The 22,297-nt window shown below is 66.5% G+C and carries 25 protein-coding genes; 6 read left to right on the top strand and 19 right to left on the bottom strand.

The window, feature by feature from the left end:
• The first annotated feature begins 134 nt into the window (after window positions 1-134).
• Window positions 135-1,670 (top strand): multicopper oxidase family protein, encoded by a 1,536-nt coding sequence (locus tag R2733_10310; protein ID MEZ5376892.1) that lies wholly within the window; start codon window positions 135-137, stop codon window positions 1,668-1,670.
• A 23-nt stretch (window positions 1,671-1,693) separates the two neighbouring features.
• Here R2733_10310 and R2733_10305 read toward each other — a convergent pair whose 3' ends face one another.
• The 9 genes from R2733_10305 to R2733_10265 form a co-directional block, all read right to left on the bottom strand.
• A complete protein-coding gene (locus tag R2733_10305) occupies window positions 1,694-2,947 on the bottom strand; it encodes a DUF6596 domain-containing protein (protein ID MEZ5376891.1) in 1,254 nt (417 codons plus the stop codon).
• On the bottom strand, window positions 2,910-3,263 hold the full coding sequence (locus R2733_10300; protein ID MEZ5376890.1) for a YciI family protein: 354 nt from the start codon (window positions 3,261-3,263) through the stop codon (window positions 2,910-2,912). The genes R2733_10305 and R2733_10300 overlap by 38 nt, the downstream gene beginning before the upstream one ends.
• 101 nt (window positions 3,264-3,364) lie before the next feature.
• Entirely contained in the window at window positions 3,365-3,826 is a 462-nt protein-coding gene (locus R2733_10295; protein ID MEZ5376889.1) for a nuclear transport factor 2 family protein, read from the bottom strand.
• A gap of 22 nt (window positions 3,827-3,848) precedes the next feature.
• A complete protein-coding gene (locus tag R2733_10290) occupies window positions 3,849-4,685 on the bottom strand; it encodes a sugar phosphate isomerase/epimerase (protein MEZ5376888.1) in 837 nt (278 codons plus the stop codon).
• On the bottom strand, window positions 4,682-5,140 hold the full coding sequence (locus R2733_10285; GenBank protein MEZ5376887.1) for a nuclear transport factor 2 family protein: 459 nt from the start codon (window positions 5,138-5,140) through the stop codon (window positions 4,682-4,684). Before R2733_10285 ends, R2733_10290 begins: the two co-directional genes overlap by 4 nt.
• Entirely contained in the window at window positions 5,137-6,009 is an 873-nt protein-coding gene (locus R2733_10280) for an LLM class F420-dependent oxidoreductase (protein ID MEZ5376886.1), read from the bottom strand. Before R2733_10280 ends, R2733_10285 begins: the two co-directional genes overlap by 4 nt.
• The gene (locus R2733_10275) at window positions 6,006-6,464 is read right to left on the bottom strand and encodes a nuclear transport factor 2 family protein (GenBank protein MEZ5376885.1); all 459 of its coding nucleotides are present in this window, start codon (window positions 6,462-6,464) and stop codon (window positions 6,006-6,008) included. Before R2733_10275 ends, R2733_10280 begins: the two co-directional genes overlap by 4 nt.
• Window positions 6,461-7,303, bottom strand: coding sequence for an SDR family oxidoreductase (locus R2733_10270; GenBank protein ID MEZ5376884.1), 843 nt, complete (start codon window positions 7,301-7,303; stop codon window positions 6,461-6,463). The genes R2733_10275 and R2733_10270 overlap by 4 nt, the downstream gene beginning before the upstream one ends.
• A gap of 89 nt (window positions 7,304-7,392) precedes the next feature.
• Window positions 7,393-7,770: an ester cyclase gene (locus R2733_10265; protein ID MEZ5376883.1), complete on the bottom strand. Its 378-nt coding sequence runs from the start codon at window positions 7,768-7,770 to the stop codon at window positions 7,393-7,395.
• A gap of 192 nt (window positions 7,771-7,962) precedes the next feature.
• On the opposite strand from R2733_10265, the gene R2733_10260 reads away from it, so the two are divergent.
• Window positions 7,963-9,033: an LLM class flavin-dependent oxidoreductase gene (locus R2733_10260; protein ID MEZ5376882.1), complete on the top strand. Its 1,071-nt coding sequence runs from the start codon at window positions 7,963-7,965 to the stop codon at window positions 9,031-9,033.
• Between the two features lie 5 nt (window positions 9,034-9,038).
• Window positions 9,039-10,073 carry a phosphotransferase family protein gene (locus tag R2733_10255; GenBank protein ID MEZ5376881.1) on the top strand — a complete coding sequence of 345 codons (1,035 nt, stop codon included), beginning with the start codon at window positions 9,039-9,041 and terminating at the stop codon, window positions 10,071-10,073.
• Window positions 10,074-10,080: 7 nt separating this feature from the next.
• Here R2733_10255 and R2733_10250 read toward each other — a convergent pair whose 3' ends face one another.
• Genes R2733_10250 through uidA form a run of 4 tightly spaced genes read right to left on the bottom strand, consistent with a single transcriptional unit; the run spans window position 10,081 to window position 15,961 of the window.
• Window positions 10,081-11,937: a gluconokinase, GntK/IdnK-type gene (locus R2733_10250; GenBank protein MEZ5376880.1), complete on the bottom strand. Its 1,857-nt coding sequence runs from the start codon at window positions 11,935-11,937 to the stop codon at window positions 10,081-10,083.
• A gap of 16 nt (window positions 11,938-11,953) precedes the next feature.
• Window positions 11,954-13,372 (bottom strand): glucuronate isomerase, encoded by a 1,419-nt coding sequence (uxaC, locus tag R2733_10245; GenBank protein MEZ5376879.1) that lies wholly within the window; start codon window positions 13,370-13,372, stop codon window positions 11,954-11,956.
• Between the two features lie 7 nt (window positions 13,373-13,379).
• On the bottom strand, window positions 13,380-14,180 hold the full coding sequence (locus R2733_10240) for an SDR family oxidoreductase (GenBank protein MEZ5376878.1): 801 nt from the start codon (window positions 14,178-14,180) through the stop codon (window positions 13,380-13,382).
• Window positions 14,180-15,961: a beta-glucuronidase gene (uidA, locus tag R2733_10235; GenBank protein MEZ5376877.1), complete on the bottom strand. Its 1,782-nt coding sequence runs from the start codon at window positions 15,959-15,961 to the stop codon at window positions 14,180-14,182. The genes R2733_10240 and uidA overlap by 1 nt, the downstream gene beginning before the upstream one ends.
• Window positions 15,962-16,079: 118 nt before the next feature.
• Here uidA and R2733_10230 point away from each other — a divergent pair, with 118 nt between their 5' ends.
• Together R2733_10230 and R2733_10225 are read left to right on the top strand one after the other, a co-directional pair.
• A complete protein-coding gene (locus R2733_10230) occupies window positions 16,080-16,715 on the top strand; it encodes a TetR/AcrR family transcriptional regulator (protein MEZ5376876.1) in 636 nt (211 codons plus the stop codon).
• Window positions 16,716-16,725: 10 nt separating this feature from the next.
• Window positions 16,726-17,088: a DUF2200 domain-containing protein gene (locus tag R2733_10225; GenBank protein MEZ5376875.1), complete on the top strand. Its 363-nt coding sequence runs from the start codon at window positions 16,726-16,728 to the stop codon at window positions 17,086-17,088.
• A gap of 54 nt (window positions 17,089-17,142) precedes the next feature.
• Here R2733_10225 and R2733_10220 read toward each other — a convergent pair whose 3' ends face one another.
• From R2733_10220 to R2733_10210, 3 genes are all read right to left on the bottom strand, one after another.
• The gene (locus R2733_10220; protein ID MEZ5376874.1) at window positions 17,143-17,904 is read right to left on the bottom strand and encodes a phytanoyl-CoA dioxygenase family protein; all 762 of its coding nucleotides are present in this window, start codon (window positions 17,902-17,904) and stop codon (window positions 17,143-17,145) included.
• A 59-nt stretch (window positions 17,905-17,963) separates the two neighbouring features.
• Entirely contained in the window at window positions 17,964-18,416 is a 453-nt protein-coding gene (locus R2733_10215) for a group II truncated hemoglobin (GenBank protein ID MEZ5376873.1), read from the bottom strand.
• 233 nt (window positions 18,417-18,649) lie between these two features.
• Complete coding sequence (locus R2733_10210) at window positions 18,650-18,907, bottom strand: type II toxin-antitoxin system prevent-host-death family antitoxin (protein ID MEZ5376872.1); 258 nt, start codon at window positions 18,905-18,907, stop codon at window positions 18,650-18,652.
• Window positions 18,908-19,108: 201 nt separating this feature from the next.
• On the opposite strand from R2733_10210, the gene R2733_10205 reads away from it, so the two are divergent.
• Window positions 19,109-19,666, top strand: a complete 558-nt coding sequence (locus tag R2733_10205) for a dihydrofolate reductase family protein (GenBank protein ID MEZ5376871.1) — start codon at window positions 19,109-19,111, stop codon at window positions 19,664-19,666.
• 38 nt (window positions 19,667-19,704) lie between these two features.
• On the opposite strand, the gene R2733_10200 is transcribed toward R2733_10205, so the two are convergent.
• From R2733_10200 to R2733_10190, 3 genes are read right to left on the bottom strand one after another with little or no spacing between them, the layout of a single operon-like run.
• Entirely contained in the window at window positions 19,705-20,577 is an 873-nt protein-coding gene (locus R2733_10200) for a TauD/TfdA family dioxygenase (protein MEZ5376870.1), read from the bottom strand.
• 35 nt (window positions 20,578-20,612) lie between these two features.
• Window positions 20,613-21,590: a quinone oxidoreductase gene (locus R2733_10195; protein ID MEZ5376869.1), complete on the bottom strand. Its 978-nt coding sequence runs from the start codon at window positions 21,588-21,590 to the stop codon at window positions 20,613-20,615.
• Entirely contained in the window at window positions 21,587-22,243 is a 657-nt protein-coding gene (locus tag R2733_10190) for a helix-turn-helix domain-containing protein (protein MEZ5376868.1), read from the bottom strand. Before R2733_10190 ends, R2733_10195 begins: the two co-directional genes overlap by 4 nt.
• Between the last annotated feature and the right edge of the window lie 54 nt (window positions 22,244-22,297).

Raw genomic sequence — 22,297 nt, 5'->3', positions numbered from 1 at the left:
CGGTCCTCAGTCAGGCCCCGATCCTCGCCGCCGATGCGGCGGGATTGTCGGCCTCGTCGGCCACCGTTTCCCTACAGTGGCCGACTGTCGGTACCGGCCGACGATTCGCACCGGACTCACGACGTGGAAGGCACATGCATCGCAGAGAAGCCCTGAAGTTGTTCATCGGCGCGGGCGGCGTCGTTGCGATGTTCGGATGCACGAGCGATGAGCAGGCCGGCGACTCGAGTGCTGCCACGTCCGTCGCCGGTGCGAACCCGACGCCGAGTCCCGACTCCGACCTCTCGCTTCATCTCTGGGCTGAGCCGTCGACTGCCGAGATCGTGCCGGGCATCGTGACCGACGTGCTCGCCTACGGAGGCGTGGTCCTCAACGGTGATCCCGACGCATTGACCGCGAGCGGCTCCTACCTCGGGCCCACGATCAATGTCCGCACGGGCCAGCGCCTGCACGTCATGTTCGAGAACCGACTCGATGAGGACAGCATCGTCCACTGGCACGGGCTCGACGTTCCGCAGGATCAAGATGGGCAACCCGACGATGTCGTCGGACCCGGCGAGACCTACACCTACGACTTCGTCGTCGACAATGCGCCCGGCACCTACTGGTACCGCCCGCATCCACACGGTCGAACCGGATCACAGGTCTATCGAGGCCTGGCCGGGCTCTTGATCGTCCGGGGTGACGAGCCTCTCTCTGCCGGCGACAACGACCTCGCCATCGTGTTGCAGGATCGCACCATCGGCGGCGACGGCGCACTGCGATACGTCACCGACATGCACGATCAGATGGCCGGTTTCCTCGGACTCGACCTCGTGGCGAACGGCGAAGTCGGTCACACGATCGATGTTCGACCTGAGGCTTATCGTGTCCGATTGCTCAACGGGTCGAACTCCCGGACCGGCTATCTGACGTGGTCGACGCAGGACCCGATCACCGTCGTCGCCGTCGACGGTGTCCTGCTTCCCGAGGCCGTCGATGTGCCGGGCCTCGTGCTCACGCCGGCCCAGCGGACCGACCTCTGGGTCGACTTCTCGGGCTTCGGCCCCGGCGAGAGTGTCGAACTCCGACTCGCCAACACATTCGTCGAGAGCGGGATGGGCATGGGCGGCGGGATGGGAATGGTCAGCAGCACCGACACCACCCTCGCACTCGATGGCGAGGTCGCCGTCACCTTTGTGGTTGCCGATGGCGACCCGACGCCCGGAACTCGCCCGACCAGCCTGTCCGAAATACCGTCGATCATCGAGCAGGCGGTCAACCCCGACTCGCCGAAGGTGTTCGAACTGTCGACGTTCCGTGCCGCGCACTGGATCAACGACGCCCAGTGGGAGGGGCGAACGGCGACCGAGTTGGAGACGGTCAAGGCGGGAAGCGTCGAGCGGTGGGAGTTCGTCAACCGCTCACCACTACCGCACCCGATGCATCTCCACGGCCGCCATTTCGAGGTGGTGTCGCGCACCTGGGACGACGACACCGCCGCCACATCGTGGGGCCAGATCGAAGCCGGCATCATCGACGCCGGTCGTCGTGACACCGTGCTCGTGTGGCCGGGACAACGGGTACAGATTGCGGTGCCGTTCGGCGAACACCTCGGCTACTTCATGTATCACTGCCACATCCTCGAGCACGAGGACGCCGGAATGATGCGCAACTTCCACGTGACCTGAGGCCAAGTGCCGACGTCGTCCGCTCACGACCGCCGCACCTCTTCCAGGCGCAACTGGAGGTGGGCGCGCTCCGGTTCGTTCGTGCAGAGTTCGAGCGCCGCCTCGTACGAGGCGACGGCGAGCTCGACATCCCCGGCCCGACTCGCAAGATCACCACACACTGCTGCGAGTCGGTGGTCGCCAACCAGCACCGGGTCGGCTCCTGCGAGCAGCGCCAGCCCGGCCGCAGGACCCAACGATTCGGCGACAGCGACGGCCCGATTGAGCCGGACGATCGCCGAGCCGGTCAAGGCTTCGAGTGCTGCGTACCAGCCGGCGATCGCCGCCCAGTCGGTTTCCTCCGCGGTCGTTGACCGCGCGTGTTCGGCGGCGATCAACGATTGCAATCGGAGCTGTTCGGCATAGCCCTCGGTGGGAGCGAGCGCGTCGACGAGTCCCAGCCCGACCTCGATCTCGTCGTGGTGCCACACACCACGATCCTGGTCAGCGAGTGTCACCAGACGGCCATCGTGCTGCCGAGCATCACGTCGAGAGTGGTGGAGGATCAGCAGGGCTCGCAATGCCGTCACTTGCGGAGCTCCAGGTGTGAGCTCATGGAGGATCGCTGCGAGCTGGAGTGCGTCGCCGGCAAGATCGGCTCGCAGGAGGTCGGGCCCGGTGCCCGGGCTGTAGCCCGCCGTGAACGCGAGATAGATCGTTCGGCACACCTCGTCGAGGCGGACGACGAGTTCGTCTGCAGCAGGCGATCCGAGCGGGATGCCCGCCGCGACGATCTTCTTCTTGGCCCGGGTCAGACGGGCCGCCATCGTCGGGGTCGAGACCAGGAAGAGCCGCGCAATCCGCTCCGTCGTCGTGCCGATCACCAGGCGCAACGCGAGTGCCGACCGTGACTCCTGCGGGAGCGCTGGATGGCAGCACAGCAGGATGAGATGGAGTCGGTCATCGGGCAGCTGCTCCCCTCGATCGACCGGTGGCGTCCACTCCGGCCGAACCGCCAACAATGGGGCCTTGCGCCCGGCGACGGCTTCGGCCCGAAGCCGTCCGAGCACCTGGCGGTGCGCCGTCGTGTAGAGCCAGCCGGCCGGATTGGCCGGGACCCCATCGACGACCCAACGTTCGGCGGCGCGAGCGAACGCTTCGCTCAAGGCGTCTTCGACGAGATCGAGGCGCCGGGTCCTCGCCACCAGCAGCGATGACAAGCGGCCCCACTCGTCGCGCAGCGCAGCGGCGAGCGCCTGATCAGGGGGCGTCGAGGACGGGTCGGATGTCGATGTCATAGGCAGGCAGGATCCGGCACAGTTCGATCACCGTGTCAAGGTCGGGAGCGTCCAACAGGTAGTAGCCGCCGATCTGTTCGGCCACCTCGGCGAACGGACCATCGGTGATGGCCATCTCACCGCCGCGGGTTCGCAGCGTCGTCGCCGATGAGCCGTCACCGAGTGCCTCGGCGCTGACGATCGACACGCCGTCGCGCTCGGCGCACGCCTCGTCGAAGGCAACGTGCTTGGCCATCCCGGCTTCCTGCTCCTCGGGGGTCAGCTCGTCCCAGCCTGGCATCTCGCCGTAGCCGGCGAGCAGAATGAAATACTTCACGCCAGATCTCCTTCTCCGTGCCGACGACCGTCGCCGACACCAAGGATGACGCGTCGACCCTCCCGAATTCGACAGCTCGGAAGAAAAAGCCCCGGCGATCGTCAGCGCTGGTCCCAGAGATCGAACGATGTCGGGCCGTCAGCCATCACCGGCCCGGACAGGTCGAGGTCGCCGAGGTAGCGGGCAACGAATCTGCGGCCGACGAACCGCCATCCCTCCGGGAATCGTGCGAGTTCGTCTTCGTAGCGACCGACGACGAACCGACGTGTCCCGTCGAGCATCACCTGCAGTTCGGTCACCTGCCATCGGGCCCTGGCTCGGTCACCGTCCAACCGCACCACACCGCTGTGCACCAACTGGGTGATCAGCTCGTAGCGGGCAACGGTGGCCTGGAGCACGGCCTCGATCGCGTCGCGCCCAACGACTGTCGGACGATCCATCATGGTGAAGGTCGACTCGTCGGCATACGTGCGAATGGCCTCGTCGACGGCAAGGCGATTGATGGCGTCGGTATAGGTCGCCACGAGGTTTCGGAGGCGAGTTCGTCGACGGCGGCTCGCCATTCGGACGACGAGGGAGTGGTTGTCATGCGTCCTCGATTCCGGCCAGGAGCTCACGCACTCGACCGTCGGCGAGCCGAGCGGCGGTCGCAGGGTCCATCGCTTCGAGTTCGGGGGAGATCACTTCGGTCCCGACCCAACGGAGCCCACCGATTCGATGCAACGTGGCGAGTACGGCACCAAGATCGATGGTGCCGTCGCCGGGAAGCATTCGGTGGATGGTGTCCGCCCGAACGTTGTCGGTGATCTCGGGGCGAGCGTCAGCGACCTGCACCGAGAAGATCCGATCGCCTGGTACCGACGCCAGGGTTGCCAGGTCGCCGCCGGAACGATCGAAGTGCCACGTGTCGAACAGCAACCCACCCGAAGGATGATCGGCGGCGCGAACGATGTCCCACCCCTGCGAGAGCGTGGCGATCGCGCTGATCGGGGTGAACTCGAGCGTCGCCTCGGCACCGATCTCACGCACCCGGTCGCACACGGCAGCAAACGCTGTCACCAGCTGATCGAGCGTGGCGTCGTGTTCGGGCTGGCCGATGATGTTGACCGAGACGGCGCCAACGTTCTCGCACATGCGCAAGGTGTCGTCGGCCGAGAACCGGCCGAATCTCGATCCGGGGTGTGGATCACCGCCGTACCAGTTCACGAGTGGATCCATGACGATGTCGTACCCCGATGCGTTGATGCGCCGCCCCAGCTCTTTCGGTCCGACGCCGTTGTTGCCGGCCCACTCGACATCGAGCGGTGTAATCGAGAATCGTTGGACGTCGACAGCGGCCGCGGCTTCGAGTCGGTCGAACACGGGGACGCCGAAGCCGACCGTTCCTGCCCAGAACACCCAACCGGTCGATGCGTGCGTCACGATGCCTCCGTCGGCGGTCGATCTCGGCGGGTCACCTCGGGATTGCCGTCGCGCCACGAGTAGGTCTGCACTCGTTCCGCGATCTGCCACCGACCGTTCTCGTAGCTCCAGCGATCACGGTAGGTCCCGGCGATGATGAGGTGATCACCGCCGGGCGTTCCGACCTTGACGTGCTGGGCTTGGAAGTAGGTGCTGCTGGTTGCGGTCTCACCGTCGACGGCGACGAGGATCGTGCCGAGGAGATGCTGACTCGCATCGAGCGGAGAGAGCGCCACTCGCGTGCGCTCCACGATCGCCTCGACCCCCACCAGCTCACCGCCTGGGTGGCGGTAGACCGCGTCAACGCAGTAGCAGTCGGTCAGCGTCGGCCAGTCGCGATCGTCCTGTGCGAGCGCGAGCCGGCACAGCTCATCATGAATGGCGGCTCGGGCTACCAGTTGCTCGGATCCGGTCATGAGCCGAACCGCTCGTCGATCGCCGCTTTGACCTCGGCGAGGTAGTCGACGTGCGCTCCAGCATGCGGGAGTCCGACCTTCATCGTGAGCACGGAGACGCCGGTGCCGCCCACCTCCTGCCACCGCTCGGCCGTCTCGACGACCTCGGCCGCCGATCGGGCTCGGGTCATGATCAGCTCCCGACCGAATCCGTCGAGGTCGTGACCGGCGTCGGCGATGAGGGTCGTCATTCGTTCGAGTCCCTCGAGCGCAGTGTCGACGTCGTCGGCGAACGAGAAGCCGTCGCCCAGCGCAGCCGCCCGCTGGAACGCTCGTTCGCCGAAACCGCCGAACCACACAGGGATCGGTCGCAGCGGTCGAGGGTTGATGCAGCCGCGCTCGATCGTGTCGAACCTACCGGTGAACGTGACGAGCGGTTCGGTCCACAGCCGCCGCAACAGCTCGACCTGTTCGGTCAGCCGAGGTCCGCGAGTGGCGAAGTCCTGCCCGAGCGCGTCGTACTCGACCCAGTTCCATCCCGTGCCGACACCGAGCCGAAGCCGACCGTGGGACAACAGATCGACGTCGGCCGCTTGCTGGGCGACCAGCACCGTCTGACGTTGCGGAAGGATGAGCACGCCAGTCGCGAGTTCGATGCGCTCGGTGATTGCGGCGGCATAGCCCATCGCCACGAATGGATCGTGGAAGGGATCGTTCTCGGTGTAGGGACCCCACAGCGCAGGCTCGCGGTCGGCGTGCTCGGCCCCGACCACATGGTCGTAGAACAACAGCGAGTCGTAGCCTGCTTGCTCCACCGCACGGGTGATCGCCGGGAGGGCCTCGGGATCCTGGGAGACCTCGGTTTGGGGAAACACCACGCCGAACTTCATTCCTTTGCCCTTCTCGGATTCACCGCGCCGCCGCCACGACGGGGCTCGATGCCGGCTTCCAGTACGCGGCGTTCGGCGATTCGCCACTCCGAGGCCGTGCGGACCCAACGGTCGTGGTATTCGCCCCACAACACCATGTCGGGCTTGTCGTGGTCACGCCAGCGATGCCACGCCCGCACATAGCTGACGGCCTCGGCGGTGTCGTCGCCGGTGAAGGTGATGGAGATGTTGCCGATCAGATGCTGGGTGGCCTCGAAGGGTTCGAGCGCCCGGTTCATCCAGTCGACCACGGTCTCGACACCGTGCATGTCGCCGCTGTGCGGCGAGGCGAACACACAGTCGGATACGAACACTTCTCGGTGTCGTTCGGTGTCGAGCCAGTCGGTTGCTCTGGCGTAGCGATACATCTGCTCCTGGATCGCGAACCGATCCTCGAGCCGAGCATCGAGGCTCATGCCTCTCCTCCCGACGGCGAGCGCCGGATGGCCGGCCCGACCAACGAGTTGGGCATCCCGAAGTGGCTGCGGGCCTTGTCGCCAAGGCTTTCACCTGCTCCGTCGATGACCAGGCATGCTCCGTTCACGTACCAGGACTGCTCACTGGCGAGGAACACCGCCGCAGCGGCGATGTCGGCGGGAAACGCTGCTCGCCCGATCACCGAACGGTTCGCCATGTGGGTTGCGGTGGTCGCCTCGTCGTCGGGATCACCAGCGACCAGACCAGCGGTGAGCCCACTCACCGTGCGGCCCGGCGCGATCGCATTGACCCGGATGTTGTGGGCCGAGAGCTCGACCGCAGTCGACTCGGTCAGACCGACGACCGCGAACTTCGCCGCGGTGTAGGCATGAGGGCCGAGACCACCGCGCACACCGGCCGTGCTGGCCGTGTTGACGATCGCTCCCCCGCCAGCCGGGATCATCACCCTGGCCGCCTCGCGAATACCGAGGAACACACTGGTCTGGAGGACTTCGATGGTCCGATTCCAGTCGGCCAATTCGTGGTCGACGATCGAGCCGACCACGCCGAGCATCCCGGCGTTGTTGAACATGGCGTCGAGCCGACCGAACCGTTCGACCGCCGTGTCGACCGCAGCGGCGACGTCGGCTTCGTTCGTGACGTCGGTACGGATGGCAACGACACCATCGCCGAGTTCATCGGCGAGCGATGTCGCTCGCTCCACCTGGAGGTCGGCGATCACACACCGATGATCATCGGCGACCAGCCGACGGACGATGCCTTCACCGATCCCACTGGCACCACCCGTCACGACGGCAGCAAGCTCGTTCGCTTCCAACCTGCATCCTCCCACTTGTGTACGTCTGTGTGCCGAAACAGGACACTAATGTTACAAATTTTATCTGTCGAGGTGATGCCACTGGGGCGTCAGGTCGACCCCCAACGGCCCTTGGCTTCCCGCGAATTCCAGATCTCGGTGATCTTGCCGTCGACGACGCGGAAGATCTCGACCGCCGCGAACTCGTAGGAGCGCCCATCGGTCTGGGTCGACCAGCCGTTCCAGGCGACCGAGACGAGGTCGTCCTGCACGATCACCAGCTCCGGCTCGAACCGCAAGACGGGGCAGAGTTCGAACATCTTCTCCAGGCGCTCGATGTTCTCGGCCAGGGTCAGCACTCGGGTCTCACCCGGGGCATGGCGGATCTCGGGGTCGGCGATCAGCTCCGGTGCAAGATCGAGCCGTCGTTCGTTGTACATCTCGGCCAGGTAGCGACGCACGACCGTTTCGGGGGACGGGGTGGTCATACGGGCGATCTCCTCTCGATCGAGCAACCGCTGGGATGTGGGCGCTCGGGTGCAGAGCCGAACCTAGCTCGCCGTTCCGCTCGGCGACCCGAAGAACAGCGAGGAACGACCGCCCACCGGCGCCGATCGAGGCGTCGGAGTAGCGTGCCTCGGTGCGGCGAGGCCGCGATCATCACGACCGGAGGAGGACGAATGGACGTCGGAGTACAGACCCTTTTCGCCAGTCACGGCTGGGAGGACATCAGTGACGGTCAGGTGTACCGCGAGGACACCCGCCTGGCGTTGTTGGCCGAGGAGCTCGGCTTCGACGTCGTCTGGGCCGTCGAGCATCACTTCTACGACTACTCGTTCTGCCCCGACAACACCCAGTGGCTGTCGGCGATCGCTGCTGCCACCGAGCGGATCGACGTCGGTACCGCGGCGGTCATCATGCCGTGGAATGAGCCGCTGCGAGTGGCCGAGAAGGTCGCGCTGCTCGACCACATTGCGGGAGGTCGGGTGAGGTTCGGCATGGGTCGAGGCCTCAGCCGCCGGGAGTACAGCCACTTCCGTGGCATCGAGATGGACGAGTCCCGCGGCCGCTTCGACGAGGGCGCGCTCATGGTTCAGGCCGCTCTCGAATCCGGCTTCATCGAAGGCGACGGGCCGTACTACCCGCAACCACGCACGCCGATCCGGCCCGCACCCGAGCGATCGTTCGCCGGCCGAACCTACGCCGTGGCCACCTCGGAGGACTCGCTCGAATCGGCCGCCCGGCTGAAGGCGGCCATGGTGATGTTCGCCGACCGATCGTGGGAGGGTCGGCTGCCCCAGATCGAGACGTGGCGGAACCACTTCCGGGCTATGCACGCCGAGGAGCCGCCTCCCCCGCTGATCTGTGACTTCGTCTACTGCACCGACGACTCGGCGGTTGCCGTCGAACGGGGTCATCAGTACATCGCGTCCTATCTCGAGAGCGTGCTCGAGCACTACGAGATCATGGGCGACCACTTCAAGGGAATGGTCGGCTACGAGGCCTACGCCGGTGCGGCCGGTGCGCTCAAGCGCATGGGAGCGTCGGGCTTCCTCGACGGGTTCCTGCAGGCAACAGCTTCGGGCACACCGGACGAGATCATCGAGAAATATCGTTGGCGGTGGGAACTGCTCGGCCCGTTCGAGGCGGCGCCTGCCTTCCGCTTCGGTGGCATCCCCTTCGCCGAGGCCGAGGCGTCGATGCGGCTCTTCGCCAGCGAGGTGCTCCCCGAGCTCAGGAGCTGGCGCTGAGCGGGGTGCCTCCCCAACTGGCGGATCAGCTTGCCGACTGGTTGTCCGACTGCCTTGGCACGACCGTCGACCCGACGGCGCTCGAGATCGACCGACCGACGTCGGGCGGTTGGTCGAACGAGACCTGGTTGGTGCGAACGGGTCTCGACGACCCAGCACAGGTCGTCATCCGTCTCCAGCCCGATCGCGCCGCGATGTTCCCGAGCTACGACCTCGGGCGGCAGGTTGCGTGCCTCCGCACGCTGACCGACCAACCCGAGACGCCCGTGCCGCGAGTGCTCGGCTTCGACGCCGCCGGCGACCGGCTGGGGCGACCGGCCTTCGTGATGGCTCACATCGAAGGTCGCATCCCGCGTGACGACCGCCCGACCTTCGCCGAATCGGGGTTTCTCCGCGATGCCTCGAGTGCAGACCGGCGACAGTTCTTCACCTCGTTGCTCGACGTGCTCGCCGCCGTGCACCGAACCGACATCGCCCAACCGTCGCTCGAACCGGTGCGGCGCGCGGGAGCCCAAGACTCGAACGCTGTGGCCGTCGACGGGCTCCGGCAGCTCTGGGCGTGGGATCGCGGCGAGCGATGGCCGTCGTCGATCGACGCTGCGCTCGAGCGGTTGGGTGATGACCCCCCCGAGCCGAGTGACGAGGTGCTGCTGTGGGGTGATGCTCGACCGGCCAACGTCATCGTGTCAGCGACCGGGTTCACACCCGTGGCGCTGCTCGACTGGGAGCTCGCATCGATCGGATCTCCGGAGCACGACGTCGTCTGGCTCCTCGAGATGAACCACATGCGGATCACCGGTGCCGGTCTGCCGCCGTTGCCTGGCTTTCTCGACGACGACGCTGCAGTTCGCCACTACGAACAGGTCTCGGGGCGCCAGCTGGCCGATCTCGACTGGTACCGGCTGTTCGCCGCCACCCGGGTGGCGGTCCTAATGCACCGCTACCTCCGCGCCGCAGTGCACGCCGGTCAGCTCCCCCACGATCACAAGCTCCTGTCCGACACCGTCGCCTCACGACGACTGAGTGAATTCGACGGGTAGGACGAGATCAGCCGCTGGTACGCACGTCACCCACGCTCCACAGGCCGAGCGCCGGGTTGGCGACGTAGAAGTACGGCGCACCGTCGCGGTCAGCGCGTGGGCCCGTCGGTTCGGTGCCAGTGACTCCGAGGCGGTCGAGTTCGTCGGCGAGCGGTCGCCATTCGAAGCCCACGGACGTGACCTCCTGCTCGGTCAGACCGCCCGTCGCCGGGTCGGTGCAGTACACGATCCGGAACCGTCCCTCGGAACTGCCATGGATCAGGTGAGCGGCGGCGCTGAGGTTGGCAGCGAGCGCGGGATCGGCGTCGACCGCTGCCATCGTCGCCGGCGTCCCTCGGTAGCCGTGACGCCGAATCAGGGCGTCGACTTGGTCGTCCTCACCGAAGCGGCGAACGCCGGGCGCCAGGACCACGAGTTCGCCCTCGTCGGCCATCGCCATTCGGGTGCGATAGATCGCCTTGTTGCCGAGCCAGGTGCTGTGCATCTCCTCGGGGTCGAGCCAACACACCGCTCGATCGAGCGGAGCCTCGACCACCTCGACGTTGACCTGAGCGGCCAAGGCTGCTGCGGCCCGGTAGGCGGCGCCACCGGACTCGTCCGACCCGCCACGCCCGGCGAACAGGCCACGAAGGGCAGCACCATCGGCGGTGTCCTCGACGACGCTCAGCAACCAGAGAACATCGACGTCGGGCGCCACGAACCGATCGAAGGCCGCATCGAGGAGGTCGCGGACCGGGCTCGACGCCCGCCCCATGATCGACTCCATTCCGCAGACGGCACCGACCCAGTGGCTGCGATGAATCGTGGGGGCACCACCGAGACCGACGATCAGGTTCTTGGTGAAGTTGGCCATGCCGATCACTTCGTGGGGGACCACCTGACCGACGGACACGACGAGGTCCCAGTCCTCGAACAGCTGGGCGTCGACGGCGACATCGACCGGCTCGACGAAGCGCCCCGCCGTGACCGCAGCGACTTCGTCCGCCCTGATTTCGCCACGATGCCGCAGCCCGTCGCGCCAGTCGTGCACCAGCAGCTCGTCGGCGCGCAGTCCCGTACCGAAGAGGAGTGCTGCTGCGTCATCACCCATGGCCACATGAGTGCCGAGCGCTGGGAGGACGCCGACCTCACAGCCGGCGGCCATCAGCTCGTCTCGGAGCCGGACGGTGATGGGTCCGGCCTGGGAGTGCAGCCGGGTCTGGTCCGGCGGCACCAGGAGCACACGCCGACAGCCGCGGTCGAGGATCTCGGTTCGGGCGAGATCGACCACCAGCGCATCGAGCTCGGCTCGATCGATCCGGTGATCGGGCGAGCCTTCCGCGAGGAGGGGGACGGTCGATGCTCCCGGCTGGAGATCGCGTACGAGGGCAGCGGCGCGGTCGACGACCATCTCGAGATCGCCCTCGCCGACCACTGCGACATCGGTCTCGTCGGCCGACGCTCGCTCGAGCGCGTCGAACTGGCTCTGCACCATGCCGGCTCGCATGAAGTGTCCCTGCCGTTGCCCGAGCCGGTCCTCCGCCTCCTGTTCATCGATGTCGAGGTGGACGAACACGACGTTGCCAGATTGGCGCAGCAGATCCCGGTACCGACGCCGAAGCGCCGAGCAGGCGATCACCACCGGCTCGTCGCCCCGCAGCACGGAGCGAATGCGAGCCAGCCACGGCCAACGGTCGGCGTCGGTGAGTGGAGTGCCAGCGGTCATCAGGGCCACAGCGTCGGCCGAGTGGAGGTCGTCGCCATCGACGAAGGTCCGCCCGAGCCGCTTCGCCAGCGCGGCGCCGACGGTCGACTTCCCGGAACCGGAGACCCCGATCACGACGATCTGTTTCGAACCGATGTTTGCGTCGTCGAAGGTCGACATGGATTGCTCCCCGTGATCAGTAGCCGAAGAATGCTCGGGCGTTGTCGACCGAGACAGCACGTACCAACGCCCCGAGCGATTCGATGTCGGCGGGGATCGTGCCCGCCTCGACATCGCGACCGACGACGTCGCACAGGATCCGCCGGAACAGCTCGTGCCGGGTCATCGACAGGATCGAGCGAGAGTCGGTGAGCATGCCGATGAATCCACCGAGCTGTCCGATCTGCGACAGGTCGTCGAGCTGGCGTCGCATCCCGCTCTCGTGGTCGTTGAACCACCACGGTGGCCCCCACTGGACGAGCCCAGCGACGCCCGGTCGGGCGAAGGCACCGGCCATCGTCACCAGCAGCGCATTGTCGGCCGGATTGAGGTTGTAGAGCACGGTGCGGGGGAGTTCGCCCGCTCGCTCGAGGTCGCCAAGGAAGAGGGCGAGCCCGTCGGCCTGACGTTCGTCACCCATCACGTCGGCGCCGGCATCGCGACCAACCAGATCGAGGAGTCGCGGCGAGGCGTTGCGGATCGGACCGAGGTGGAGCTGCAGGACGCCGTCGTCGGCGTGCGCCAGCCGGGCGGCGAGCGCAACGACCTCGAGCATGACGATCTCTTGGTTCTCGTTGGTCGCCGGCTGACCGGAGCGCGCCGCGCGGACGACCTCGTCGGCACGACCAGGGTCGCGAGGACGAGGCGGGAGGCGGGCGAGCCCGTGATCGGATGCGCGGCCACCGGCAGCGGCCATCCGTGCGTAGGACGACTCGAGCGCACCGAGCAAAGAGGCGAGATCGTCGATCGTGGTCGCGTCGCCAGAGGTGAGGAGGCCATCCACCCACCGGTTCCACGCCCCCGGGTCACCGAGGAGGGCGTGGGCCGCGTCGGGCCGGAAGGTCGGCACCATGCGCAGACCGTCCTCGCCGAGCGCGGCCAGGCGCTCGTGATGTGCGAGGTCGCTGCCCGGTTCGTCGGTGGTCGCCACCAGTTCGACACCGAACTGTCGCAACAACCGGCGAGCTCCGAGCTCGGGGAGCTGCTCATTGGCGGCGTCGTAGATGGAGCGGGCGCTCGACGGGGTGAGTGGGGTGTCGATACCGAAGGCTCGCTTCAGCTCGAGGTGGGTCCAGACGTAGAGCGGGTTGCGCACGAGCTGAGGGACCGTGGCCGCCCAGGCCCGGAACTTCTCCCAGGGATCGCCCGCGCCGCTGATCAGCTCCTCGGGAACCCCATGGAGCCGCATCGCCCGCCATTTGTAGTGATCGCCACCGAGCCACAGGTCGGTGATCGTTTCGGCCACGGCGTCGTCGGCGATCTCGTCGGCCGGGAGATGGTTGTGCACGTCGACGATCGGGGCCGGTGCGGCATGGTCGTGGTAGAGCTCGCGGGCGATCGGTGTCGACAGCAGGAAGTCGTCACCGAGGAATGTGGGTGGGTGGGCAGTCGTCATGTCGGCCTCAGATGGTCATGGCGGCGAAGCCGCCGTCGACGACGAGCTCGGAGCCCGTGATGAAGCGCCCGGCATCGGATGCGAGGAGCAGCACCGCACCGACCAGCTCGTCGGCCTCACCAAATCGACCGAGCGGCGTGTGGCCGAGAATCGATTCGACCCGGTCGGGCGTGAGGACCTTGCGATTCTGCTCGGCGGGGAAGAAGCCCGGGACCAGCACGTTGCACCGGATCCCGAGTGGGCCCCATTCGCGGGCGAGATTCTTGGTCAGGTTGTGCACCGCCGCCTTGGTCATCGAATAGGTGAAGACTCGGGAGAGCGGCGTCAACCCCGAAGCGCTACCGACGTTGATGATGCTGGCGCCGATGCCGTCGGTCTGGGCCCGCAGCACCATCGACCGACCGAACTCCTGGCAGGCCCGCACCACGGCGAGTTGGTTGATTCCGACGATGCGATCGAGCTCGTCGTCATCGATGTCGAGGAACGGCGTGGCGGAGTTGACACCCGCCCCATTGACCAGGATGTCGACGACCCCGTGGGAGTTGCCGATGCGGTCGACCAGTGTCCGCAGCTCGGCTCGATCAGCGACGTCGCAGGGCTCGAAGACGACATCCCAACCGTCACCCTCGGAGGCAAGGCCGGCTGCAGCTTCGATTCCCTTGGCGGCGTCGCGTCCGACCACGATGACTCGGGCGCCGGCGCCGGCCAGTGCTGCGGCCATGCGTCCGCCCAACACGCCGGTGCCACCGATCACGGCGGCGGTCCGGCCCGTGAGGTCGAACTCGTCACCCGCCTCATCGCCTCGCATCAGCGCGCCTGCCAGCGGCGGCGGACGTGGTGGGCGGCCATCTTCGGTTGACGGTCACGAGTGAACACGCCCTTCTTGTTCCCGCCGACGCGGATGATGCCCGAACGGGTCGCGAAGTCGGCAAAGTTCCAGATGTGCTCGCCGACGATCTCGTCGAACTCGTCGAACACCGTGTGCATGGCGTCGAGATACTCGACCTGGTACTCCTCGGACCACGGCTCGGCTGGCAGATGGTGGAGGCCGGGCTGGGTGTCGGCGCCGTACTCGGTCATGATGATCGGCTTGCCGTCCGACGCCCACCCGGACAGTTCAGCCCGAGCCGAGGCCATTGCCGCGTCGAGGTCGCCCGTGTCGACGTACCAACCCCAGTAGCGATTGAGCATCACGAGATCGCACATCGGCGTGACCCGACACCGGCCATGTGGCGCAAGCATCACGTTGACCACACCGACCGGGCGACCTTGAGGATCGGCGGCGCGAGCCGTGTCGATCAAGGGACGGAAGTACTCCTCGGCGGCCTCGGTGTCGGACTCCGGCTCGTTGGCGATCGACCAGGCGATGACCGACGGGTGGTTCTTGTCGCGTGCGATGAGCTCGCGGATCTCGGCGTCGTGGACCATCTGGGTTTCGCCGTTGATCGTGTCGTCGCTGAACGTCTGGCGGCGTTGGCCGCCGAAGAAGCCACCAGAGATCCCCATGTTCATTCCGACCGCAGCGGTCTCATCGATGACGAGCAGCCCGGCCTCATCGGCAAGGTCGAGCACTTCTTCGCTGTAGGGGTAGTGCGAGGTCCGGAATGAGTTGGCCCCGATCCACTTCATCAGTTCCAGGTCGCGCAGCCACATCGCATCGTTGTGGCCCTTGCCCAAGACGAGGTGGTCTTCATGCATGCCGAAGCCCTTGAGCTGCACGGGTTCGCCGTTGAGGAGCAGCCGGGTGCCGTCGATGGCAACGGTCCGCACACCAACTCGCACGTGGTACTCGTCGAGCAGGTCATCGCCATCGACGAGCCGGATCTCGAGGTCGTAGAGGCAGCCGCGCCCGACCTCCCATCGCTCGACGTCGTCGACCCGGAGCGTGCCCTCGGCGCCGCCGGCCTCGGCCACCACGACACCGTGTGCGTCTCGCAGCGTCACCTCGACGCCGGCGTCGCCACCGGTCGTGGCGACCCGATAGTCGACCAGTCCGGTCGTGCCGTCCAAGCCGGTGATGACGTCGACATCATCGACCGCAACGAGCGGCGAGGCGACCAGCCACACCGATCGATGCAGACCGGCGTAGTTGAAGAAGTCGTGGAAGTAGTTCTGCACCCGGCGACCGGTCGACGAGGTCTCGACCACGCCGGGTGGCAGTGTCTGCCAAGTGAGGGTGTTGTCGACCCGCACGGTGATCCGCATCGCTCGACCGGGTTCAGCGTGGTCGGTGACGTCGGCAGCGAAGGGGAGGTAGCCGCCGCCGTGCGCTGCGACCTCGACGTCGTCGACGTAGACGGTTGCGTGGTGGGTCGCCGACTCGAGATACAGCGAGAGGCGCTGCCCGGACCAGCCTCGGGGGACACGCACCTCGGTCTGATACCAGGCCGGCCCCACGTGTTCACGGGAGGCGAGATCAGTGAAGATGTCGTTGTAGGAAGCAGGCACGGCCATCGTGCGAGCGTCCGGCAGGGCACCGGCAAACCAACGATCGGCGATGCCGCGATCGTCGGCGTCGAGACAGAACGACCAGCGACCATCGAGGCGCTTGCGTTCGCGAGTCGTCGAATCCTGGGGGCGAAGTGGCATGCGAGTTCCTCTGTGAGACGAGTCGGTCGAGGCCGGACTGCGATCAGCCGACAGGAGCACGCTAAACGAAAACCAATCACATGACAAGTTTTCAATCGGCGAGGGCTAGGCTCGCCGGATGGCATCGACGACGAGCCGACGCGGTCCCTACGCGAAGACGGAGGCGACCCGCGAGGCGATCATGCAGACGGCGCTCGAGCATTTCGCCCTGCACGGGTTCCACGGTGCCTCGATGCGCGAGATCGCCCGTCAGGCCGGACTGAGTCAGGCGGGCGTCCTGCACCACTTCAAGACCAAGGACGAGCTCCTCATCGCCACGATCGACTCGCGGGATGCCCTCACCGCCGAGGTGGTCAAGGCGAGCATCTCGTCGACCAGTGACCCACTCGACGGCATGGTGGCGGTCGTCCGCGACAACGTCACCCATCGGCAAGAGGTGCAGATGTTCGTGGTCGTCTCGGCGGAGGCGTCGGACCCGAGCCACCCCGCCCACGACTACTTCACTCGACGACAGACCCGGGTCGTCGAGATGCTCGCCGCTCAAGTGCGCCGCGCCATCGAGCAGGGCGCCGCTCGCGACGGCATCGAGCCGACGACGGTGGCCCGACAGTGCCAAGCGCTCATGTACGGCCTCCAGGTCCAGTGGCTCCTCGATCCCTCCACCGACATGACGGCGATCTTCGGCGAGTTCGTCGACACCCTCCGGGCCCGCCCTACCACGACGCGAGCGCACCGATCCGCACCCCGGCAGTAGCGTGGCCCGGATGAAGACCGACGACAAGACCCTCCAGCGCGTCTACCGGATGGCATTCTCCGCCGTCTACCCGCACTACGTGACGAAGGTCGAGAAGAAGGGACGCACCAAGGCCGAACTCGACCAAGTCATCACCTGGCTGACCGGCTTCGACGACGCCGGCATCGAGCGACACCTGACCGATGAGACGTCATTCGAGGAGTTCTTCGCCGACGCCCACCTGCACCCCAACGCAACGTTGATCACCGGCGTGGTGTGCGGTGTGCGGGTCGAGGAGATCGACGACCCCGTGATGCGTCAGGTCCGCTACCTCGACAAGTTGGTCGACGAACTCGCCAAGGGAAAGGCGATCGAGAAGATCCTGCGGTCCTGAGTCGACGGCGTCGGGCGGTCACCGCTCGATCCGCAGCGAGATCTCCTGGCCGAGTCAGCGCTTCGGCAGGTTGAGGCTGGCGTCGAGGCCGAGGCGGTAGCGCATGGTCGGCGACATGGTGGCCTGGACCTCGGGGCATAGCCCGACGGCGAAGTTCCACTGGGGGCGGACGAAGGATCGCGAGTAGTAACCGAACAGGAGCGGCCGGTCCTCGTCTTGGGTGATATTGGCTCCCGAGGTGTGCCACACCCGGCCCTCCATCGCGACGATCGACCCAGCCGGAGCTTCGAAGGGGACCATCCGGTCGGCGAGGTCGTCAGGTAGCTCGGCTGCGGTCGAGAACCGATGACTCCCCGGGGCATAGCGGGTTCCACCGTTCTCGCCTCGCACATCGCACAGACACCAGATGATGTTGAGCGACCAGGGCTGCGTCCACGGTTCGGGGGCAACGAATGACTGGTCCGAATGCACTCGCATCGACTCACTTCCCGGGCGAGCGATGTTGGCGGTGAAGTTGCTGACGATGTAGTCGGTGCCGAGCAGCTGCGACGCGATGGCGTCGGCGACAGGGTGCTGGATCAGGTCGGCGAAGACCGGGTCGAGGTCGACCAGATTGAAGACTCGGACGTTGCTGGCGTTGGGGTCGAGTCCTTCGATGTGGGTAGGCACGCCACGCCGCTCACTCTCGGCGCTCGACGCCCAGAGCCGCTCGACAACGTGGTCGACTTGCGCGAGCGAGAGCACATCGGGCACGACGGCGTACCCGTCGGCATCGATGGATGCGAGGACTTCATCGATTGGCGCACCTGAGGTCATTCGTCGGCCTTCCATCGAGCAGTGGCGCCTATCTGCCGCACCGCCTCGGGATCGCACATCTACCAGCCCTCGGTTCCGTCCCAGCCCCACGGGGGCAGGGGAAGGTCGTCGGGCACGCTGTCGGCAGCGTCCCATCGATGGTTCAGCAGGGCGGTCGCCCAGGTGAACCAGGCGACCAACTGGAATCGCAGTTCATCGTCGTTCGGAATGTGCGCATCATCGAGTGCGAGCACGAACGCAGCGACTGCCCGTCCGTCCATCTGTTCGTGGGGGCCGTTCCCGGTGAGGACTCGAACGACGGCCGGGTAGCTGCCAAGCGATTCGGTGTAGTCCGTCGGGCCACCGAGCTGCTCGGCCCAATAGGCGGCCAGCCGTTCGGTGTGCTGCGGGTGGATCTCGCCGTGAAAGGCGTGGGAGACGATCGGGTCGGCGAGGCAGCGCCGATGCCACGACTCGGCCAGTGCCAGGACAGCGTCGTTGCCTCCCATTGCCTCGTAGATCGAACCGTCCATGGATCGCGACGCTACTCGGGCTTGCTCCGCCGTGCCCTACGCCGGAGCGGGCACCGACACGGAGATGTTCGACGAGAGGAAGCGGCTCGATCGCAGTGCGTCGGCCTCTCGTGCGTTTCGAGCGCCTTCTGGAGAACGCCTCGTCGGCTTGCTCGATCAGCTCCAACTACAAGGCCCGCGAGTGTGGCTGTCTTCGAGCCGCCGCAGCGCCACATGACCATCGACAAGAATCCTCATGGTGCCGGGTCATTCGCGGACTCGCCGAACAAGGCCACCACGTCGCCGTCGGACGCCAAGGGTTTCTCGCTGCCGCGTACTCGACCCGCCCATGCCCCCGGCGAACGAACGGGACGGTCGGGCTGCCACGGAACGATCTTGGCAACGGGATATTCATCGCGAGTGACGATGACCTCGACCCCGTTCTCGGCTTCACGGATCAACTCCGAGAGTCGTGCCATGGCCTCGTGCAAGTTGACCACTCGAGTGACCATCGTTCAAGTTTGGCCGAGTCGCACGCTCGGTGTCATCAGGCAAGAGCTTGCGGCACTGGAAGCTGAGCTCGCCGCCAAGGTCGGCGAGCGGCGTTGTCGCACCTTTCGTGCGGTGCTGGTCGAGCTGGCCACCGGCTGAGTCGCCGGGTGGCCGTCGTTCGAACTGGCCTTCACAACGTCGACCGAGCCTACGATCCAGCGATGGGACTCCTGACCTTCAGCATCAACGTCACCCTCGATGGCTGTATCGATCACCAGGAGGGAGTCGCCGACGACGAGACTCACGCGTTCTTCACGCAGCTGCTGGAGGAGAGCGGGGCAATGCTGTGGGGTCGTGTCACGTACGAGATGATGGAGAGCTACTGGCCTGCCGTCGCCCGGGGTGAAGAGGACGCGCCGCCTGCGATTCGTGCGTGGGCACTCCAGCTGGAGAACCATCCGAAGTACGTGGTGTCCTCGACCCGCAGCGACTATCCGTGGGCCAACAGCCATCACCTCACCGGTGACTTGCGAGCCAGCGTGCAGGCTCTCAAGGACGCGACACCGGCAGGCGTCCTCCTCGGCAGCGGGATGCTCGCCACCGAACTCGAGCGGCTCGGCGTGATCGACGAGTACCGCTTCCTCGTGCAGCCCCGACTCACAGGGCACGGCCCGACCCTCTACGAACGTGGACTCCCGAGCACCCGACGCCTCGAACTGGTGTCGGCACAGCCACTTCGTTGCGGCGCGGTCGCCATGCACTACCGACGAGCGGACTGACGACCCCACCGAGGTCGACGCCGGCGACGGATTGCGGATCAGTCCGAGTTCCCCGCGGTGATCGTGGCCCGACTCATGGCCCGGGGCTGCGGCCAATAGTCGTGGATCGCGTAGTGCTGGGTGCTGCGGTTGTCCCAGATGGCAACCGTCCCTGGGCGCCAGCGGACCCTGACCTGGTACTCGGGGATCGTTGCCTGGGTGAGCAGATAGTTCATGAGGTGGTTGGCCTCGACCGTGAAGTCGAGCCCGTTCCGCACCCGATCGAAGCGTTGGAAGTTGACGAAGTGCGTGGTGAACCCCTGGTTCACGTACAGCACCGGATCCCCGGTGTCGGGATGCTGGAGCACGACGTCGTGCTCTGCCGGTGGGAACTCGGCGGCCAACACCGCCCGTCGCTCTGGCGTCATGGTGCCGCCGAAGGAGTGCTCGATCGAATGCTTGGCCCGGAGCGAACCGATGCGCTCCTTGATCCGTTCGGGAAGCCTGTCGTAGGCCATCGCCATGTTGGCCCACATGGTGTCACCACCGACCGGAGGACAGTCCTCACACTTCAGGACGGCACCGATTGGCGGACGAGCTCGGAAGGTCGCATCGGCGTGCCAGACGTTCTCGTAGGTCGTGCGCTCCTCCTGACGGTGGATGAGCAGCAGCGCGGGGTAGTCGGCGTGCGACGGCTGGATGGGGTGGGACTCGAGCGGACCGAACCGTTCGGCGAGGCGAACGTGCTCGGCCGGCGGCAGCGCTTGGCCTCGGAACACCAGCAGCTTGTGCTCGAGCCAGAGCTGGTGGATCTCGGCAAAGAGATCATCGTTGGAGGCGACCTCGACGAGGTCGACCCCGGCCACTTCGACCCCCATCGCGGGGGCGATCGGTTCGACGGTGAGCACCCGTTTTCGAGCTGTTGTCGGCATGGCGGAGCCTCCTGTATGGGTGGGCCGAACGGGAATCAGATGGTGAGATCGAAGATCGATGAGCCAGTGGTCGACCGTGACTCGAGTGCCCGATGGGCGGCCGGTGCGTCGGCGAGCGCGTAGCGATGGTTGACCGTCGCCAGAATCCGGCCCTCGGCAACATGACCGAAGAGCTCGGATACCAGCTGATCGCGTTCGATCGGGTCGGCGAGATAGTCGGCCAGCGCGGGACGAGTGAGGAACAGCGAGCCCCGACGAACGAGTTCGGGAGTGTCGACCGGGCGGACCGGCCCCGAGGCCGTGCCCAGACACACCATGAGCCCCCGACGAGCCAGGCACCGGATCGAGGTATCGAAGGTGTCACGGCCGACCCCGTCGTAAGCGACCTTCACACCGCGACCCTCGGTCAGTTCGCGAACTCGGCCAACGACGTCGGCCTCACCGATGATCACCTCGCTGCACCCGTGTTGCCGGGCGATGTCGGCCTTTTGCTCGGTGGAGGCGGTCCCGATCACTCGGACGCCGAGGAGCCGAGCCCACTGACAGAACACCAGACCCACACCACCGGCGGCCGCATGGAAGAGCACCGTGTCGCCCTCCTGGAGGGGCCAGATCCGCCGCAACAGGTAGCCGGCGGTCAGCCCGCGCATCGTGAGCGAGGCCGTTGCGTCGAACCCGACCCCATCCGGAATTCGAACGAGGGAGTCGGCCGGCATGACTCGGGCCGTGCTGTACGCACCGAGGGGGCTCCCCGTGTACGTGACTCGATCGCCGACGACGAACTCGACGCCAGACCCGACGGCCTCGACCACGCCGGCCGCCTCGACACCGATGCCGGTCGGCAGGCTCGTGGGATACAAACCGGTTCGGAAGTAGGTGTCGGCGAAGTTGATCCCAATGGCGTGGTGCCTGACCCGCACCTCTCCCGCTGCTGGATCGCCGACCTCGACATCCTCCAGACGGAGTTCCTCGGGTCCGCCGTGAGCGGAGATGACGATTGCCTGCTCGGTCATTTCTCCCCCTGTCGACCAGTGTCGGAGGCTTGGGCTCGGAGCACGGCACCGAGCACGGCGGTGGTCGAGGCGACGACGGCGTCGAGATCACGTCCGAGGTCATCGATCAGCGAGTGCGTTGCGAACGACGAGATGGTGAGGCCGACCGCGTCGACCACCGCGGCGGGCACCGGACCCGAACCACCGAACCGCGACCAAGCCGTGGTTGCGATCGAGTTGGTCATCGTTCGCCGGAACTCCCGCCGACGTCGATTCACCGCAGCCAACGCCGGGGGCAGCTCTGCGTCAGCAGCAATCGTCAGCTGCCAGAGCCCGCGCCCCGATCGGTGGTGCACGTCGAGCAGGTGACCGACCATTCGCTCCAGCCACACGTCCGGCGGTGCATCGGCTTCGGTCTCGAGCTGCAGCACGTTCTCGTACCAGCCGAGGGCCGAGTCGAGCGCTTCGGCGACCAGCTCGTCACGACCGTCGAAGTGGCGGAACAGGGTGCGACGCCCAACGCCTGCGGACTCGGCGAGTTCGGACATCGACACGCCAAGGCCACGCTCGGCAATGAGACGACGGGCGGCACGCAGGGTGCGCAGCCGAGCCGCCAGACCGGGATGGTCGAGCAACTCGTCGATGTCGGACCGTTCGTCGCTCGACAAGATCATGATGGCACTCTAGAGTGCCATCAGCGGCACTGTCCAGTGCCACACCACACCACG

The organism is Acidimicrobiales bacterium (genome assembly GCA_041394265.1).
In the GTDB taxonomy this organism is placed as follows: Bacteria; Actinomycetota; Acidimicrobiia; order Acidimicrobiales; family SZUA-35; genus JBBQUN01.
The sequence above is the reverse complement of the archived record's forward strand: the minus strand, read 5'-3'. Positions and strand labels throughout refer to the sequence as shown.